The organism is Pseudomonas sp. NPDC078700, from assembly GCF_044542375.1.
Classification (GTDB): domain Bacteria; phylum Pseudomonadota; class Gammaproteobacteria; order Pseudomonadales; family Pseudomonadaceae; genus Aquipseudomonas.
Map to the genome: position 1 here is coordinate 260,328 of NZ_JBITUI010000002.1, position 15,969 is coordinate 276,296.

13 protein-coding genes are annotated in these 15,969 nt (G+C 55.0%); 4 read left to right on the forward strand and 9 right to left on the reverse strand.

Annotation, left to right across the window (positions count from 1 at the left end):
- Positions 1–120: 120 nt before the first annotated feature.
- Positions 121–783: a GMP/IMP nucleotidase gene (yrfG, locus tag ACIGCM_RS07070; protein ID WP_397501336.1), complete on the reverse strand. Its 663-nt coding sequence runs from the start codon at positions 781–783 to the stop codon at positions 121–123.
- 134 nt (positions 784–917) lie between these two features.
- On the opposite strand from yrfG, the gene nudE reads away from it, so the two are divergent.
- Positions 918–1,484, forward strand: coding sequence for an ADP compounds hydrolase NudE (gene nudE, locus ACIGCM_RS07075; RefSeq protein WP_397501337.1), 567 nt, complete (start codon positions 918–920; stop codon positions 1,482–1,484).
- Entirely contained in the window at positions 1,481–2,302 is an 822-nt protein-coding gene (gene cysQ, locus ACIGCM_RS07080) for a 3'(2'),5'-bisphosphate nucleotidase CysQ (protein WP_397501338.1), read from the forward strand. The genes nudE and cysQ overlap by 4 nt, the downstream gene beginning before the upstream one ends.
- A 98-nt stretch (positions 2,303–2,400) precedes the next feature.
- Here cysQ and ACIGCM_RS07085 read toward each other — a convergent pair whose 3' ends face one another.
- Complete coding sequence (locus ACIGCM_RS07085) at positions 2,401–4,308, reverse strand: beta-ketoacyl synthase (protein ID WP_397501339.1); 1,908 nt, start codon at positions 4,306–4,308, stop codon at positions 2,401–2,403.
- A 275-nt stretch (positions 4,309–4,583) separates the two neighbouring features.
- Between ACIGCM_RS07085 and ACIGCM_RS07090 the strand changes: the two genes are divergently transcribed.
- Complete coding sequence (locus ACIGCM_RS07090; protein WP_397501340.1) at positions 4,584–6,221, forward strand: acyl-CoA synthetase; 1,638 nt, start codon at positions 4,584–4,586, stop codon at positions 6,219–6,221.
- A gap of 531 nt (positions 6,222–6,752) precedes the next feature.
- Here the strand turns inward: ACIGCM_RS07090 and dctM are convergent.
- The 7 genes from dctM to ACIGCM_RS07125 form a co-directional block, all read right to left on the reverse strand.
- Entirely contained in the window at positions 6,753–8,036 is a 1,284-nt protein-coding gene (gene dctM, locus ACIGCM_RS07095) for a C4-dicarboxylate TRAP transporter large permease protein DctM (RefSeq protein ID WP_397501341.1), read from the reverse strand.
- Complete coding sequence (locus ACIGCM_RS07100) at positions 8,036–8,665, reverse strand: TRAP transporter small permease (RefSeq protein ID WP_397501342.1); 630 nt, start codon at positions 8,663–8,665, stop codon at positions 8,036–8,038. The genes dctM and ACIGCM_RS07100 overlap by 1 nt, the downstream gene beginning before the upstream one ends.
- A 129-nt stretch (positions 8,666–8,794) precedes the next feature.
- Positions 8,795–9,781 carry a C4-dicarboxylate TRAP substrate-binding protein DctP gene (gene dctP / locus ACIGCM_RS07105; protein ID WP_397501343.1) on the reverse strand — a complete coding sequence of 329 codons (987 nt, stop codon included), beginning with the start codon at positions 9,779–9,781 and terminating at the stop codon, positions 8,795–8,797.
- 335 nt (positions 9,782–10,116) lie between these two features.
- Entirely contained in the window at positions 10,117–11,502 is a 1,386-nt protein-coding gene (locus ACIGCM_RS07110) for a sigma-54-dependent transcriptional regulator (RefSeq protein WP_397501344.1), read from the reverse strand.
- A 108-nt stretch (positions 11,503–11,610) separates the two neighbouring features.
- Positions 11,611–13,434: an ATP-binding protein gene (locus ACIGCM_RS07115; RefSeq protein WP_397501345.1), complete on the reverse strand. Its 1,824-nt coding sequence runs from the start codon at positions 13,432–13,434 to the stop codon at positions 11,611–11,613.
- Between the two features lie 95 nt (positions 13,435–13,529).
- Positions 13,530–14,381: a glutathione-dependent disulfide-bond oxidoreductase gene (gene yghU, locus ACIGCM_RS07120; RefSeq protein WP_397501346.1), complete on the reverse strand. Its 852-nt coding sequence runs from the start codon at positions 14,379–14,381 to the stop codon at positions 13,530–13,532.
- A gap of 49 nt (positions 14,382–14,430) precedes the next feature.
- The gene (locus ACIGCM_RS07125) at positions 14,431–15,132 is read right to left on the reverse strand and encodes a haloacid dehalogenase type II (protein ID WP_397501347.1); all 702 of its coding nucleotides are present in this window, start codon (positions 15,130–15,132) and stop codon (positions 14,431–14,433) included.
- A gap of 131 nt (positions 15,133–15,263) precedes the next feature.
- Here ACIGCM_RS07125 and ACIGCM_RS07130 point away from each other — a divergent pair, with 131 nt between their 5' ends.
- Positions 15,264–15,866: a TetR/AcrR family transcriptional regulator gene (locus tag ACIGCM_RS07130; protein ID WP_397501348.1), complete on the forward strand. Its 603-nt coding sequence runs from the start codon at positions 15,264–15,266 to the stop codon at positions 15,864–15,866.
- Positions 15,867–15,969 lie beyond the last annotated feature (103 nt).

Genomic DNA, 15,969 nt, shown 5'->3' on the forward strand with positions numbered 1-15,969 from the left:
TAATTCAGACAGCCTTGGGCATAGTTTGAAGCAAATCGCACGCTTGGGTGTTCAATCATTCAAGCGTGCTCTGTTGTTTGGCTCGATCTACATCCACGCAAAGTGGGTTTAGCCCAAAAATTACAAATCCTGCAATATCGCCCGGTAATCCTCAACAGCGGCAAATTCTGCGGTGTCACGTGGCCCTTGGCGGCTGTCTGGTTCGCGCACGGCGAGCAGGTGGGCGATACCAAATTGTGCCGCGCTGCGTAATACAGACAAGCTGTCGTCGATAAACAGGCTGCGCGCCGGGTCAAAGGCCAAGTCCTGTTTGAGTGCGAACCAGAACTGCTGGTTTTCCTTGGCGAAGCCATAGTCGTGGGAACTGATCATCCGCTCGAAATAGCTGGCCAGCTCTATGCGCTCAAGTTTAAGTGACAGTGAGTCCCGGTGCGCGTTGGTGATCAATATCACTCTTTTCCCGGCAGCACGAATGGCCTCCAGAAAGGTGTCGGCATCTGGGCGCAGGGCAATGAGCTCTGCGACTTCACGCTTGAGGTCGCGAATCGACAGTTTAAGCTCGCGGCTCCAGAAATCTGTGCAATACCAGTTAAGTTGTCCGGCGTGCTCTTTGAACAGCGGCATCAACTCTGCATCGGCGTGTTCACGGCTGATTTTGTGATGTTCGGCGTAGCGTTGAGGCAGATGCTCCAGCCAGAAGTGATTATCGAAATGCAGGTCGAGCAGGGTGCCGTCCATATCCAGCAGAACGGTGTCGATATCGCGCCAAGGCAGTGCAGTCATATGCGGCTCATCGTCAGTCGGTGTGTTTTGTCGGTTAGGATGGTCATCCTCGGCCGTGATCAGGCAATCTCAAAGCTGATAATTCGACCAAGCACGGTATGATAACTCGCAAGAATAGTTAAGGAGCTCTCTTCATGCGTCAGAAGCCCACCGTACTCGCCCGCGAAATCGTCGCCAGCAGTCGCTTGTTTCGTATTGAAGAGCTGCAATTGCGCTTCACTAATGGCGTTGAGCGCACCTACGAGCGGCTGGTTGGCAAAGGCTCTGGCTATGGCGCGGTGATGATTGTGGCCATGCTTGATGAAGAGCATGCGGTGTTGGTTGAAGAGTATTGCGGCGGCACAGATGATTATCAGGTCTCACTGCCCAAGGGCCTGATTGAGCCGGGTGAGGATGTGCTGGATGCAGCCAATCGCGAGCTTAAAGAAGAAGCCGGTTATGGCGCGCGCAAACTTGAATTGCTCGCTGAACTAAGCCTTTCTCCGGGCTATATGAGTCAGAAAATCCAAGTGGTACTGGCCTCTGACTTGTATGAAGAACGCCTGCCAGGTGATGAGCCCGAGCCAATGCGTGTGGATAAAGTCAGCCTGCGTGAGTTGTCGAGCTTGGTTCAGCAGCCGCTGTTCAGTGAAGGCAGGGCGCTTGCAGCGCTGTATTTGGCGCGCGATATTTTGATTCAGCGTGGGGAGTTCTCGCAGTGAATGATGCTTTGATTGCAGCGGTCGTTAAGCTGGTGCGTGAGGCTGGAAAGGCCACCTTGCCACATTGGCGTGCCGATGTTGAAGTCACGCAAAAGGCTGACGCCTCTCCCGTCACAGCGGCAGACTTGGCGGCTCATCACATCCTTAATGATGGTTTGCAAGCGCTAGAGCCGAGCATTCCAGTGCTCTCGGAGGAGGCCGCCAATATTCCATTTAGCGAGCGTTCGCAATGGACTCGCTGGTGGTTGGTTGACCCGCTCGATGGCACCAAAGAGTTTATTGCCGGCAGTGAAGAGTTCACCGTTAACGTGGCGCTGATTGATAAGGGCGAGGTGGTTTTCGGCGTGGTCGGTCTGCCGGTCAGCGGCCGGTGCTTCTACGGCGGTTCGGGTCTGGGCGCATGGCTTGAAGGTGAACAGGGCGAAGCACAAGGCATTCATGTGCGCGTAGCCCCAGCCAGTGCCTTTACTGTGGTCGCAAGTCGTCGCCACTCCAGCCCGGCGCAAGAAAGCCTGCTGGCCGGATTAGCCGAGCGGGTGGGTGATTTGGATCTGGTTAATGTCGGCAGTTCACTGAAGTTTTGTCAGTTGGCTCAAGGGTTTGCCGATTGTTATCCACGGCTTGCGCCAACCTCGCAGTGGGATACCGCGGCGGCTCAAGGCGTGCTTGAAGGTGCCGGTGGCGAGGTGCTGACCTTGCAAGGTGATGCGTTGACCTATGAGGCGCGCGAGTCGCTGCTCAATCCGTTCTTCTTGGCCTTGCCCGCTTCTGCACAGTGGCGTGGGCAGCTTTTAAGCTTGGCCCGCGAACTCGCGTAGGCTGTGACAACCCCAAGCTTGTCCACCAAGGGTCAACCGGTAATCGAATGTGCCTGTGAAGATGGTGGATAAAAAAAGCGTCATCCACTTGCTCTCACCTAGTCGAGCATATCCCCGTAGCGATCATCTTGCTTGAACACCAGTGGCTGTTCGAAGCCGGGAATTACGATGCGCTCGGTGCCGAGCTCGATCTCGCGGTCGTCGATCAAGTCCTTGCCGAAGTTATAGATGATGTCCAGCTCACCAAGCAGGGCCTTGCGGTCGTATTCGGCGGCAGCGGCGCGGGTCTGCTCGCGACGTTGCAAGTAGGCATTGAATGCGGCTTCGCCATAACGCTTGCGCATCATCCGTTCAGCGACATGCGGGGCCAGCAGTACGCCGCTGGCATTGTTGCCGCCAAAGCCTTTGGAGTTGATAAAGCACACATCCATCGCCTGTGAACCGAGCTCGCGGTCTTTGGTAGAGAGGCTCAGGTGCTGCTGATGTACATCTTCAGCGACTTCATCGATGGTCTTGATGCCTGGCAAGATTCCATATTTGAAGGTGCCCAACGCCGAGATCACTTGGTCGCCACTGGCGGTTGCCAGCGAGTGTCCGACGAACGCCTTGACGGCGGTGATCGGCCAACTTTCGATGCCGAATGCCTCGGCTATGCGGTTAAGCAAGTCCGACTCAGTGGTGCGGTTTGCTGGTGTGCTTGAACCATGGGCGTGGACGAAACTGCGTTTTTGCACCGCTTCATTGCCGAGCAACTGACGTGCACAGGCGACGGCCTTGGCCATGGTCAGATAATTGCCCGGCCCCGGCGCGGAAATGGATTTTTTAAAGCCGTCGGCATTGATAAAGACGTCTGGAACAGCGCCGTGAATATCTGCGCCCAGCTCCATCGCCAGCTCATCATCCATCAGCATGATGTACTGGCACGACTCAGCCAGGGTGAAGCCGCAGTTTTTGCCAAACGGACGGCTGGCGCGCTGGAAATCGACATCCTCAGTGCCTTGGATCTGACGCAAGCCTTCCTCGGTGGCCAATGCGCCCATGGCACCGTAACCCTCGATACATTCCTGAGTGATCGGCGCTTCGCTGTTGCCAATTAATGCAACGCGCGCTTTGCCCGACTGGATGTGTTCGATGCCTTTTTGCAAGTTGTAAAGGAAGGTAGCGCAAGCGCCGGTTATGCTGCCGGTGGTGCCAACACTGCCAAGTACGTAGGCATTGATAAAGTCAGTCGGCATGCTATTGAAGCCCAGCGGCAGCTGTTTTGCGGTGACTCGGCCGCCTTTGAGGCGTGACTGCATCAAGCCGCCATAACCATTTTCATCGAGCTGGCTCATGATGCTGCCAGAGAACACCGCGACTTCATCGGGTGCGACATGCTTGCTTATCACTTGCCAGTCGATACCGGTGGAACGCAGCGCATCGGTTGCGCCAACCACGGTCATGGCCAGGCCGCGCGGGTGAAAGCGGGCATTGTAGAGTTCGCTTGGCTCAAAGCCATTTGGCAATTGGCCTGCCGATTTCACGGGCAGTGCGCGGTAGCTGTCGATTTTAAAATCACAGCTGTCATACAGGGTGACTCGCACTTCGCTAGGGCTCAGGTCTTCAACTGCCCAGTCGGACGGCAGCGGCTCTGGCAACTGTTTGCGCAGAGTGATAAAGCTCAGCGGATTACCGGCAGTGGCGTCAATGGTGATGCTTTTTTGCCAATGTGCGGCATCGACATCGAGGTACTTTTTCTCGATGCGTCGCACCAATGTCGAGGCAAAGATGTAGGCCGAGAACTGCTCGTCAATCTGGCCAAGACTCAGGGTCTCACCTTCTTCAGTCTGATACTGACCCTCAACCACCTTGATCAGCTTCATCAGTACGGCTAGGCCAGCGATAGTGGCCTGACGGCTAGCCAGGTCCATCGACTCGATCACGGTACGACGGAAACCATGGTGGAACGAGCTACGGCCTGCGGCGTTATAACCACCAAAACCAACAATAACGGGTAAGCGAGACATGGCGCAGGTAACTCCTTGAATAGGTAAACCAAGACCGACACAGCTGAAGATATGAAGTCTGTCTTGAATGCGCGAACAACGCGCAGCAGCGTTTAAATTTTCGGATGCCTATGCTGACGCATTTGGTGACTTATAAGTCACTGTTTTCGACCAAGGTAGCGGTTCACCATTACCTTACCCCTGTTAGGGTTAATACTCGACCCATACTCTATTCTGCCTCTGTGGCTAGGTGTTGTGTAAGTAGGCGCTATTTCTGGTTTCGCTGGAGAACAATAATGAACAGCAGCAATCCTTACGAGTTCGGTATGCCGCGTGACGCGGCAAATTTTCAGGCCTTGAGTCCGTTGAGTTTTCTTGAGCGCGCCGCATTCGTCTACCCGCAAAAGCTCGCCCTGATTAACGGTACTCTGCGCCAAAGCTGGGGTGAAACCTACAGTCGGTGTGTGCGCTTTGCTTCAGCGCTGGCCAAGCGTGGCATCGGCTTGGGCGACACGGTTGCGGTTATTGCGCCTAATGGTCAGGCCATGTTTGAAGCACATTTTGGCGTGCCCATGTGTGGCGCAGTATTGAACGCCATCAATACCCGGCTCGATGCTGAAACCATTGCCTTCATCCTTCAGCACGGCGAAGCAAAAGTGCTGCTGGTCGACAAGGAGTTCAGTGAGACCGTTGAGCGTGCGCTTGGGCAGATGGCCAAGCGACCATTGGTTATTGGGATTGATGATGCCGAGTACCTTGAGGGTTCGCTGATTGGTGAGTTCGATTACGAAGCGCTGTTAGCCGAGGGTGATTCTGACTATGCCTGGAGCTTGCCTGAGGACGAATGGCAGGCCATTGCACTCAATTACACCTCTGGCACTACTGGCAACCCAAAGGGCGTGGTTTATCACCACCGTGGCGCTCACCTTAATGCACTCTCAAACGCCATGTGCTGGGACATGACGCGCTTTCCGGTGTACCTGTGGACCTTGCCGATGTTCCATTGCAACGGCTGGTGTTTCCCATGGGCATTGGCGGCCTATGTCGGCACTAATGTGTGTTTGCGCCATGTCCGTGCTGATGCAATTTACCCGGCACTGGCTGAATACGGGGTTGATCATTTTTGCGGTGCGCCAATTGTCTTAAACATGCTTGCAAATGCCTCAGAAGAACTCAAAGCATTGAAAACTCAACCGGTAAAAGTGCTCACAGCGGGCGCTGCACCGCCTGCTGCAGTGATTGAGGCGATGGAGTCTCTCGACTTCAAAGTCACTCATGTTTATGGCCTGACTGAAACCTATGGCCCCAGTGTGGCGTGTGAGTGGAAGTCTGAGTGGAATGAGCAATCGCCAGAGCAGCAAGCCAAACTGAAGTCGCGCCAGGGTGTGCGTGCGCCGTTGCTTGATGCATTAATGGTGGCTGACCCGGAAACCCTGCAGCCGGTCCCTAAAGATGGTGAAACCATCGGTGAGATATTCATGCGCGGTAACGTGGTGATGAAGGGCTACCTGAAAAACCCCACGGCAACGGCTGATGCTTTTGCTGGCGGCTGGTTTCACTCTGGGGACTTGGCTGTGTGGCATGAGGATGGTTATGTCGAGATCAAGGATCGCTCCAAAGACATCATCATCTCTGGCGGCGAGAATATTTCATCCATTGAGCTTGAAGGGGTTTTGTACCGCCATCCCTATGTGCTGGAAGCGGCTGTAGTGGCAATGGAGAGTGACAAGTGGGGCGAGACACCTTGTGCCTTTATCACGTTGAAGCCTGGCACCGAATCCACTGAAGAGTCGATGCTGAAGTTTTGCCAGACCCATATGGCGCGCTTCAAAGTGCCGGGCAAAGTGGTGTTTTGTGAGCTGCCGAAAACCTCGACCGGCAAGGTGCAGAAGTTCGTCTTGCGTGAGCAGGCACGCAGCTTAAAAAATCCGTAGGGTACGATAAGCGCAGCTTATCCACCAAGGTTGAGCGGTTTATTCAAATATTTTCGCCAGAGCATGGCGGACAAAAAAAGCGTTGTCCGCCTATGGGCTATCCAACGGCGTAAATGATCTAATTTGTAGGGTGGTCAACGCGAAGCTTGGCCACCATTTGCAGGCAATTATCCAAATATCCGATTGCGCAAATGGTGGCTGAAAAAAGCGTCAACCACCCTACGTGAGTCAAAAGCCGATAACCCAATATCCATGCAATGAGCCAACAGTTCAATCCGAGTGATAAACGGAGTTTGTCCACCAAGGTTGAGCGGTTTATTCAAATATTTGCGCCAGAGAATGGCGGACAAAAAAGCGTTGTCCGCCTATGGTCTATCCAGCGGCGTAAATGGTCCAATCCGTAGGGTGGTCAACGCGAAGCTTGGCCACCATTTGCAGCCAGTTATCCAAATATCCGGTCGCGCAAATGGTGGCTGAAAAAAGCGTCAACCACCCTACGTGAGTCAAAAGCCGCTCATCGATACCTGTGGCTTAGTTCATACCCAGCCAGTTCGGCAGGGCCATGGACACCGCCGGGATGTAGGTAATCACCATTAGGAAGCCCAGCAACAGCATCAGCCAAGGCCATGCAGCGCGGATCACCTGAGTCAGTGGCATGCCGGTCACTGCTGAGGTGACGAACAGGTTCAAGCCCACTGGTGGGGTTATCAAGCCGATCTCCATGTTGACCACCATGATGATGCCCAAGTGGATCGGGTCGATGCCCAGTTGCACGGCAATTGGGAACAGGATCGGTGCCAGAATCAGGATGATTGCCGACGGCTCCATAAAGGCACCGGCCACCAGCAACACGATGTTCACCACCAACAGGAACTGCCAAGGCTGCAAGCCCGCTTCGATCACCCAGGCGGTGATGGTTTGCGGGATTTGCTCAGTGGTCAGCACGTGGGCGAACAGCATGGCGTTGGCAATGATGAACATCAGCATGATGGTCAGCTTGCCGGAGTCGAGCAGCACTTTCGGGCAGTCGCGGAAGGTCAGGTCTTTGTAGACGAACAGCGCCACAAAACCTGCATACACCGCCGCTACGGCTGCCGCTTCAGTCGGGGTGAACATACCCGAGTAGATACCGCCAAGAATCACCACCATCAGCAGCAAGCCCCAAACGGCTTTGCGAGCAGCGGTCAGAAATTCGCGGAACGTAGCGCGTGGCTGGGCAGGCAGATTCATTTTGCGCGCGACGATGTAGATCGCCAGCATCAACGCAACGCCGAGTAGCAGGCCCGGAATCACACCGGCCATAAACAGCTTGCCGACCGATTGCTCAGTGGCGGCCGCATACACAACCATGACGATTGAAGGCGGAATCAAAATGCCCAGCGTACCGGCGTTACACACGATACCGGCACCAAACGCCTGCGGATAACCCGAGCGAACCATGCCGGCGATGGCAATCGAGCCGACCGCTGCAACGGTGGCAGGCGATGAACCCGACAGCGCAGCAAACAACATGCAGGCCATGACCGCCGAGATCGCCAGGCCGCCACGAATGTGCCCGACACAGGCGTTCGCGAAGTCGATCAAACGCTTGGCCACGCCGCCGGTGGTCATAAACGCACCTGACAGCAAGAAGAACGGAATCGCCAGCAGGGTGTAGTGCTCGGAGGTTTCAAACAGTTTGATGGCCAGCGAACGGACCGAATCCGGGCTGAACAGCATGATGGTCACCGAGCCCGCCAGGCCCAGCGAAACGGCAATCGGCACGCCGATAAACATCAGCACAAAGAGTGCGACGAAGAGGAACAAAATAGTCATTAGTTATGCTCTCCGTGCTCTTTCAGTTTCAATGCATCTGCAGCTTCATCGGCCAAACCAAGACCGGTTTGCTTGTTACTCAGAATGCGCACGAAGATTTCCAGAAAACGAATAAACACCATGGCGTAGCCAAATGGCACGATGGCGGTGATATGCCATTGCTTGATGCCGTAATGGCCGAGGTCTTCAGCACCGATGCCGGCAATAAACAGGGTTCTGACCCAGTCAAAGCTGCCCACTGCGATCATCCCGGCGTAAGTCAGGCAGGCCGCGCAGGCGATCAGACCGATAACACGTTGAATTGGGCGTGGGGCCAGTTTGACCAGCGCATCCACACCGATATGCCCTGCGGTACGCACACCGTAGGCCAAACCGAAAAATATCAACCAGGCAAATAGGGCCTTGGTCAGGGCGATACTCCAGGTCATGGACTGAGCCATGTCGAGAATGTGATCACCGATCCAGAACAGGGTCTCGCTCCCGCCTTCCCAGTGGTCAGCCCAGCTGTAGAAGAAGGTGTAGAGGTTGTTGAGGATTACGTAGGTAAAAGTTACTAGCGTCATCGCCCCTAATAAAAAGGCAATAAAGCCTTCTTCAAAGTGGTCCCAAACGCGCCGCAAGGCGTTCATCAATAAGATCTCCAAAGGTGAGGGGCGAAGACCGTGGCAGTCGCGATCTTGCGTTAATACCTAGCAGCGCACCCATAGTCAGCAGTGCGCCACCGGGTTCCGAGCCGCAGATGCGGCTAAGTCACCTTATTAGTTGGATGCTTCAGCGGCTTTGATCAGGTCAGCGCCGATGTCGCCTTCAAACTTCTTCCAAACAGGCTTCATGGCATCGCGCCACTCAGCACGTTGCTCTGGAGTCAGGGTGATGATTTCGCTGGTTTTAGCGTCGATGATGCGCTGTTTGTCACCTTCGTTGAGGATCTCAGCTTGCTTGTTCACTTCAGCTGTTACTTCAACCAGGATCTTATCCAGTTCGGTGCGTACATCTTCAGGCAGGCCGTTCCAGAACTTGGTGTTGGTGATCAGCATGTAGTCCAGTACACCGTGATTGGATTCGGTGATGTACTTCTGAACTTCGTTGAACTTCTGGCTGTAGATGTTCGAGTACGGGTTTTCCGCACCGTTTACTACGCCAGTCTGCAGGCCTTGGTAAACCTCGGCAAAGCTCATCTTACGTGGGTTAGCGCGTACGGCTTTGAATTGCTCTTCAAGCACAGCAGATGCCTGTACACGGAACTTCAAGCCGCGAGCGTCTTTTGGTTCGTGCAGTGGCTTGTTAGCCGACAGCTGCTTCATGCCGTTGTGCCAGTAGCCAAGGCCAGTGATGTTTTTCGATTCCATCGAAGTCAGCAGTTCCTGGCCTTGCGGGCTTTGCTGGAATTTGTCGACTGCGTGAATATCGTTGAACAGGAACGGCAGATCGAAAATCTGCAGTTTCTTGGTGTATTGCTCGAACTTGGCCAGCGATGGAGCGATCAGTTGCACGTCACCGAGCAGCAGGGCTTCCATTTCTTTACCGTCACCGAAGAGTGACGAGTTCGGGTAAACCTCTACCTTTACTTTGCCTGGCAGGCGTTCTTCAACCAGTTTTTTGAACAGGTTGGCACCCTGGCCTTTAGGCGTGTTGTCGGCTACGACGTGGGAGAATTTGATCACGATCGGGTCGGCCGCTTGTGCCATACCGGCGATGCTCAGCGACAGGGCGCATGCGAGCGCCTTGGCAGTCATTTTGAACATGCGAATACTTCCTCTTGTTGTGTTTATAGCGTTGAGCGCCGTAGCGCGAAAAACGGGCGAACAACAACAAGTCTAGGCTGCTTGTCAGAAAATGACGGGCGCATGGCAGAGATTACCTGGCTTGTATTTGTTGTATCGCCTGCAAAGGGTAGAGCAACGCTCATGCCAGTGTCTTGGTTATGCGAAAAACAGTTAGCAAATATGCCGAGATTATCTGTTTGGCCTCGTAAAAGCAGGGTTTTGTCTATTTTTAAGCGGGGGAGTGGCATTTGTTGCTATGCGAATTGTGCATAACAACAAATGCTTGCTAAATATAAGTGGCGGTTTTCCGCCAGCTACTCGGGGGTATCTGGCGAGCTTTCGCCAGTGTCAGCGAAACTCAGGCCGTGTTTGCGCAACTTGTCGTGCAGGGTTTTGCGCGGCACACCCAAGGCTTCGGCCAGGCTGCGCATTGAGCTGTGCGAGCGATTGAGTTCGGCAGCGATGATTGAGCGTTCGAAACGCTCGACTTGTTCGCTGAGAGATTCATTTTGTGAGTCGATTGCTGGCGATTCATCGAGCACGTGTTCAAGGCCAAGACCAAGTCCCAAGGCAAAACGCTCAGCGGCGTTCTGCAATTCGCGAACATTTCCCGGCCAACTGTGGCGCAGTAACTGCGCCGACTGAGCGGGCTGCAGTGCGCGGCTGGCCAGTGAGTGGCGAGCGCTGGCATTGTCGGCAAAGTGTTGGAATAACAGCAGGGTATCGTCGCCACGTTCGCGCAGCGGCGGAATGCTTAGCGGCGCGACATTGAGGCGGTAATACAGGTCGGCGCGGAAACGACCTTGGTCGGAGGCTTGGCGCAGGTCTTCCTTGGTGGCGGCGATGATGCGGATGTCCAAGGGGATTAACTGATTGCCGCCCAGGCGCTCAACCACGCGCTCTTGCAACAATCGAAGAAGTTTGACCTGCACATCCAGGCTCATGCTTTCGATTTCATCCAGAAACAGCGTACCGCCATTGGCAAATTCAAACTTGCCGATTCGACGTTTTTGCGCACCGGTGAACGCGCCGGGTTCGTGGCCAAACAGCTCGCTCTCAACCACCGACTCGGCTAGCGCCCCGGCGTTGATCGCAACAAAAGGCCCGTCGCGCCGGTTGGACAGGTCATGCAGGGCGCGAGCGACCACTTCTTTACCTGCGCCGGTTTCACCCAAAATCAAGACATCAGTGCTGATGCTGGCGAGCGCGCCGATCTGTTCACGCAGGCGTTGCATGGCCGTTGATTGGCCGACCAAACGCGCCGTCAACTGATGCCGGTCAGTCAGTGCCAGGCGCAAGCTGCGGTTATCCAGCACTAAGCGGCGCAGAGCCAGTGCACGGCGCACACTGTCTAGCAGGTCTTCGCTGGCAAATGGTTTTTCCAGAAAGTCATAAGCGCCCGCGCGCATGGCTTGCACGGCGAGTGGTACGTCGCCGTGGCCGGTTATCAGCAGTATGGGCAGCTCTGGATCTTGCTCTTGCAGTTGCTTGAGCAGTTGCAGGCCGTCGATGCCAGGCATGCGGATATCGCTGACCACAACGCCGGGCCAATCGCGGGCAATATGGGTGGCAATGTCCTGGGCACTGGCCAGACTGGTGACCTGCAAGCCAGCAAGATCAAGGGTCTGGCTGAGGGCTTGGCGCAGGTGAGGATCATCGTCGATCAGCAAAACCTGAGTGCGGGCGTCGAGGGTGGTCATGGAGCAAAACCTCAGGAGTGGGCCGTTAACGATCCGTGTTAAATGGCAGATAAAAATGTTTACGAAGCCTGGCCGCAATATCTAGAGCACTAGCTTTTTGGGGCTTGCTTAGCTTTCGTTATCGGGCAGATGTTGCCTGTTCATTGAATTGTCACTGCGTAGCAAATGCAGGGTTAGCACTGCGCCGCCCTCTTTATGGTTGGCCAAGCGTAACTCACCTCCCAGGGCACGGATCAAGGTTTCGCAAATGGCTAAACCAAGGCCTAAGCCTTGAGCGCTGGTTTTAGTGGTGAAAAATGGCTCCAGCGCTCGCTGCAGGGATTCTTCGCTAAAGCCGGGGCCATTATCACGCAGGTGCAGGTCGAGGGTGGTTTCGTTTATCTCTGCGCTGATCCAGATGCGTCGCGGTTGCGGGCGCTCGCTCAGGGCATCCAAGGCGTTGGCCAGTAAGTTGCCGAGTAATTGGCGCAGGCGTGTCTCTCCGGCTTGTACCCATAAGGTCGCGTCTGGCAGGTCGCGAATCAGTTCGACATCCATCGCCCGGCGTCGCTTGGCCAGCAGTGCCAAGGCGTCATCAATGGCCGGTTGCAGGGCGACTGTTTCCGGCGCATGCCGGTCACGACGAGCAAAGGCACGCAAGTGCGAGATGATCGAGGCCATGCGTTCTGTGAGTTGGCTGATTAACTTGAGGTTGTGGCGGGCGTCATCGTTGCGCTGGTGATCAAGTAAAACCCCGGCATTTTCTGCGTAACTGCGGATGGCGGCGAGCGGTTGATTAAGCTCGTGGCTAATACTTGCCGACATGGTGCCGAGTGCCGACAACTTACTGGCCTGGACCAGCTCATCCTGTGCGCGGACCAACTCCTGTTGGGCGTTCTCACGCTCAAGTACTTCAAGGCGCAACCGGCTGTTGAGCTGCTCAAGGTCTTGGGTGCGTTCAAGTACGCGTTGCTCCAGCTGCTGGCGCGCATGGGCGTCAAGGGCAATGCGTTCCAGATAGTGGCGACGCCGTTGCATCATCAAGCCGAGCAGCAGTATCAGCATCAATAGTGCAGCTCCGCCAACGGCAACGGCGCTGCGTACAGGGCGGTCGAGGAGGGCGCGAGGTGCAAGAATACTGACGGTCCAACCGATGTTGTCGAGTTTGCGCGATTGCTGCATCCAGGCGTCTGGCTTGAGGTTGATTGGCGGTGGAGACTGAATTTGATAAGGCTGAGTATCGGCAATCGCTGCGCGCTCGGCGTTATCCAGTGGCCGCGTTGAATGGAAGCGCCAGCCCGGGTGCGAGGTCAGGATTACGACGCCGTAATTGTCCGTCACCAGTAATCGCTCTGGGCGGTCACCCCACAGTGTTTCGGTGTGGTCGAGATCAACCTTAACCACCAACACGCCTATCACATTGTTTGCGTCACGCACTGCAGCGGCAAAGAAGTAGCCGCGCTTGCCGGATGTGGTGCCTAAACCAAAGAAGCGTCCCGGGCGACCCTGCAAGGCCTCACGAAAATACGGCCGGTACGAGAAGTTACGGTCGACAAATGAGTCGTCTTGCTGCCAGTTGGAGGCTGCCAGGGTTTGACCATTGGGTGCCATCAGGTAAATAACGTCTGCGCCCGTTTGTTCTTTCAGGTCGTTGAGCAACCGGTTGGCACTATCACGCTTGGCCGTTGAGTCACTGTGTCCCAATAACTGACGTAATGTGGGAAGTTGCCCGAGAATCGGCGGCAACACTTCATAGCGATTGAGGGTGCCAAGCAGGTTGGCAACGTAAAGGTCGAGAATTTGTACCCGCTGATCAGCCAGTTGTTCGCGGTAATAGCGTTCAATGACGATTTGCAGCGGCCACAGCAACGGAGCAAGCACCAGTCCAAGCAGCAGCAAGCTGCGCCAACGTAGGCGGCGGGGGACAGTGGGTTGGTTTGACGTTCGGCTCATGCTGCGCATTATGCACAGAGCGAATTAAAAGCGCTTGCTCGAGCACTCAGGCGGGGTATAAAGCCCCGCCTGAGTTGGCGCAAACAAGCCTGTGTTTAAGCGATGTTATCGAAGTCGCTGGCGTCATGACGCTCGCGCAATTGTTCATGGGGTTCGCCCCACGTGCGGTTAACCATGCGGCCACGTTTTACCGCAGGGCGGCTGGCAATCTCTTTTGCCCAGCGCTGTACATGCTCATAACCTGCTACCTGCAAAAACTCGGCGGCGTCATACAAGCCGCCCAGTGCGAGAACGCCGTACCATGGCCAAATGGCGATATCAGCAATGCTGTATTGGTCGCCAGCAATGTAGCGGTTATTGGCAAGTTGCCGGTCAAGTACGTCGAGTTGGCGCTTGGCTTCCATGGCGAAGCGATCGATTGGGTATTGCTGCTTGCTCGGCGCATAGGCATAGAAATGACCAAACCCACCACCCAGAAAGGGTGCGCTGCCCATCTGCCAAAACAGCCAGTTAAGTGCCTCGGTGCGATCTTTCGCATCTTCTGGCAACAGTGCCCCGAATTTTTCGGCCAGGTGCAGCAAAATCGAACCTGATTCAAAGAGCCGTGTTGGGGACGCACCGCTATGATCCATCAGTGCAGGAATCTTCGAGTTGGGATTGACCTCAACGAAGCCGCTGGAGAATTGATCGCCTTCGGAAATATCGATCAGCCAGGCGTCGTATTCCGCACCTGAATGCCCCAGTGCCAACAGCTCTTCAAGCATGATTGTGACTTTGACGCCATTAGGCGTTGCCAGCGAGTAGAGTTGGAATGGGTGCTTGCCCACAGGTAGCACCTTGTCATGGGTCGGACCGGCAATCGGCCGGTTGATACTCGCAAATTTACCGCCACTTTCTTTATCCCAAGTCCAAACGGCGGGTGGCATATACGCTGAATTGTCGTCCATTGCGGGTTCCTCTACAGGGCAATAAGTGGATTGAGCAAGTGGGCTAACCCTATTGAGCTGGCGATGTCTGGGCGATGATCTGCTCGGCCAGGTCAGCTAAATGGCTGGCCATGAAATTCGGTTGTGGCACGTTTGCAGCGGGCAGCAGCGCATTGTGCGGTCGCGTCAGCAGGGCACCTTTACAGCCAGCAGCTTGGGCGCCAATGGTGTCCCAAAGATGGCAGGCGACCATGATTAACTCGCTTGGCTGTACCGCCATCTGATCCGCTACCCACTGATAGGTTTGCGCGGCAGGTTTGAATTTTTTCACTGACTCAACACTGAATGAGCGCTCAAAAAACTGGCTCAGCCCTGCTAAATCAAGCGCTGTAGGCGCTGGGCTGCTGGCTGAGTTGGTCAGTGTCACCATTCGCAGGCCCGCATCGCGCAACCGCTCAAGTGCCGGCGCTACATCAGCATGAGCAGGCATGCTGGCCATAAGCTGTTTCAGCTCGGTGAGGTCTGTGTCTGCGATTGTTTTGCCCTGCGTTGACGCAAGCATCTTAAGGCTGCCTGCGGCTAACTCGCCGAACGGCGTGTAGAGGCCGCTGAGGGTCATGGTTTGCGAATACAGAATCAACTGCGCAAACCATTCTCTGAGTGCTGCTGCATCACCGAAAATACGCTCGAACAGTGGGTTCAGCGTGGTGATATCAAGCAGTGTTTCGTTCACATCAAAGACGATGATCGGTGTAGGTTTGAGTTCAGGCATTGAAATTTCCTGGCGAATCCTTTTTGAAGGATCGTTCAAATATACCGTCACGTTAATTGAGAGCTTCCAGTCGATCAAGCTATAATTGAACGATCGCTCAAAATCAATTTATCGCAACTCCAAGGAATGTCATGCCCCGTGCTGCTCGCTTTGATCGTCAAGTCGCTCTGGATCGTGCTGTCGAGCTGTTCTGGTCGCGGGGCTATTACGCGTCCTCCATGAAGCATATTGAGCAGGCGCTGGATATGCGGCCCGGCAGCCTCTACGCGACTTTCGGCAGTAAGAGCGGCCTGTTTATCGAAGCGCTGGATGCCTATGTGGCGCGCACGGGTGAGAACTTTCGCTTAATGATTGCCGGGGCACCGACCGTGGTCGATGGCTTAAAGGGTTATTTACGCTCTATGGTGCGCCCATGCGATGAGATTACTCAAGCGCCAGCTCAGGCCTGTTTCTTGGTTAAGACCCTGCTTGAAGTCAACCCAGAGGATGCCGAGCTGCTGGAAAAAGTCGACACTGTACTGGCGCTGGTCGAGCAACGAATCTGCACGGCGCTTGAGCAGGCTAAAGCAGCCGCTGAGCTGCGTCCCGAAGTTGACTGCCCAAGGCTGGCGCGCTTGCTTCAAGCGCAGATTATCGGCCTGCGAGTGTTTGCCGAGCGCGACGTACCTGACGCCGAAATCAATCAGCTTGCCGAAGATATGGCGAGCCTGGTGGATTCATACCGGCAGGTTTGATTGAACGCGCTGTAGCCGGCCTTGGGTGCGAAATTGGCAAGGGCATCACGTCTGCTCGGCATGCAGGGTATTGCCATAAATTATTGAATACTTAATAAGTATT

Excerpts from the sequence above, each read along its gene's own strand:
- yrfG (WP_397501336.1), bottom strand. The coding sequence starts at position 783 with ATGACTGCACTGCCTTGGCGCGATATCGACACCGTTCTGCTGGATATG.
- nudE (WP_397501337.1), top strand. The coding sequence starts at position 918 with ATGCGTCAGAAGCCCACCGTACTCGCCCGCGAAATCGTCGCCAGCAGT.
- ACIGCM_RS07085 (WP_397501339.1), bottom strand. The coding sequence starts at position 4,308 with ATGTCTCGCTTACCCGTTATTGTTGGTTTTGGTGGTTATAACGCCGCA.
- ACIGCM_RS07090 (WP_397501340.1), top strand. The coding sequence starts at position 4,584 with ATGAACAGCAGCAATCCTTACGAGTTCGGTATGCCGCGTGACGCGGCA.
- dctM (WP_397501341.1), bottom strand. The coding sequence starts at position 8,036 with ATGACTATTTTGTTCCTCTTCGTCGCACTCTTTGTGCTGATGTTTATC.
- ACIGCM_RS07100 (WP_397501342.1), bottom strand. The coding sequence starts at position 8,665 with ATGAACGCCTTGCGGCGCGTTTGGGACCACTTTGAAGAAGGCTTTATT.
- dctP (WP_397501343.1), bottom strand. The coding sequence starts at position 9,781 with ATGTTCAAAATGACTGCCAAGGCGCTCGCATGCGCCCTGTCGCTGAGC.
- ACIGCM_RS07110 (WP_397501344.1), bottom strand. The coding sequence starts at position 11,502 with ATGACCACCCTCGACGCCCGCACTCAGGTTTTGCTGATCGACGATGAT.
- ACIGCM_RS07115 (WP_397501345.1), bottom strand. The coding sequence starts at position 13,434 with ATGAGCCGAACGTCAAACCAACCCACTGTCCCCCGCCGCCTACGTTGG.
- yghU (WP_397501346.1), bottom strand. The coding sequence starts at position 14,381 with ATGGACGACAATTCAGCGTATATGCCACCCGCCGTTTGGACTTGGGAT.
- ACIGCM_RS07125 (WP_397501347.1), bottom strand. The coding sequence starts at position 15,132 with ATGCCTGAACTCAAACCTACACCGATCATCGTCTTTGATGTGAACGAA.
- ACIGCM_RS07130 (WP_397501348.1), top strand. The coding sequence starts at position 15,264 with ATGCCCCGTGCTGCTCGCTTTGATCGTCAAGTCGCTCTGGATCGTGCT.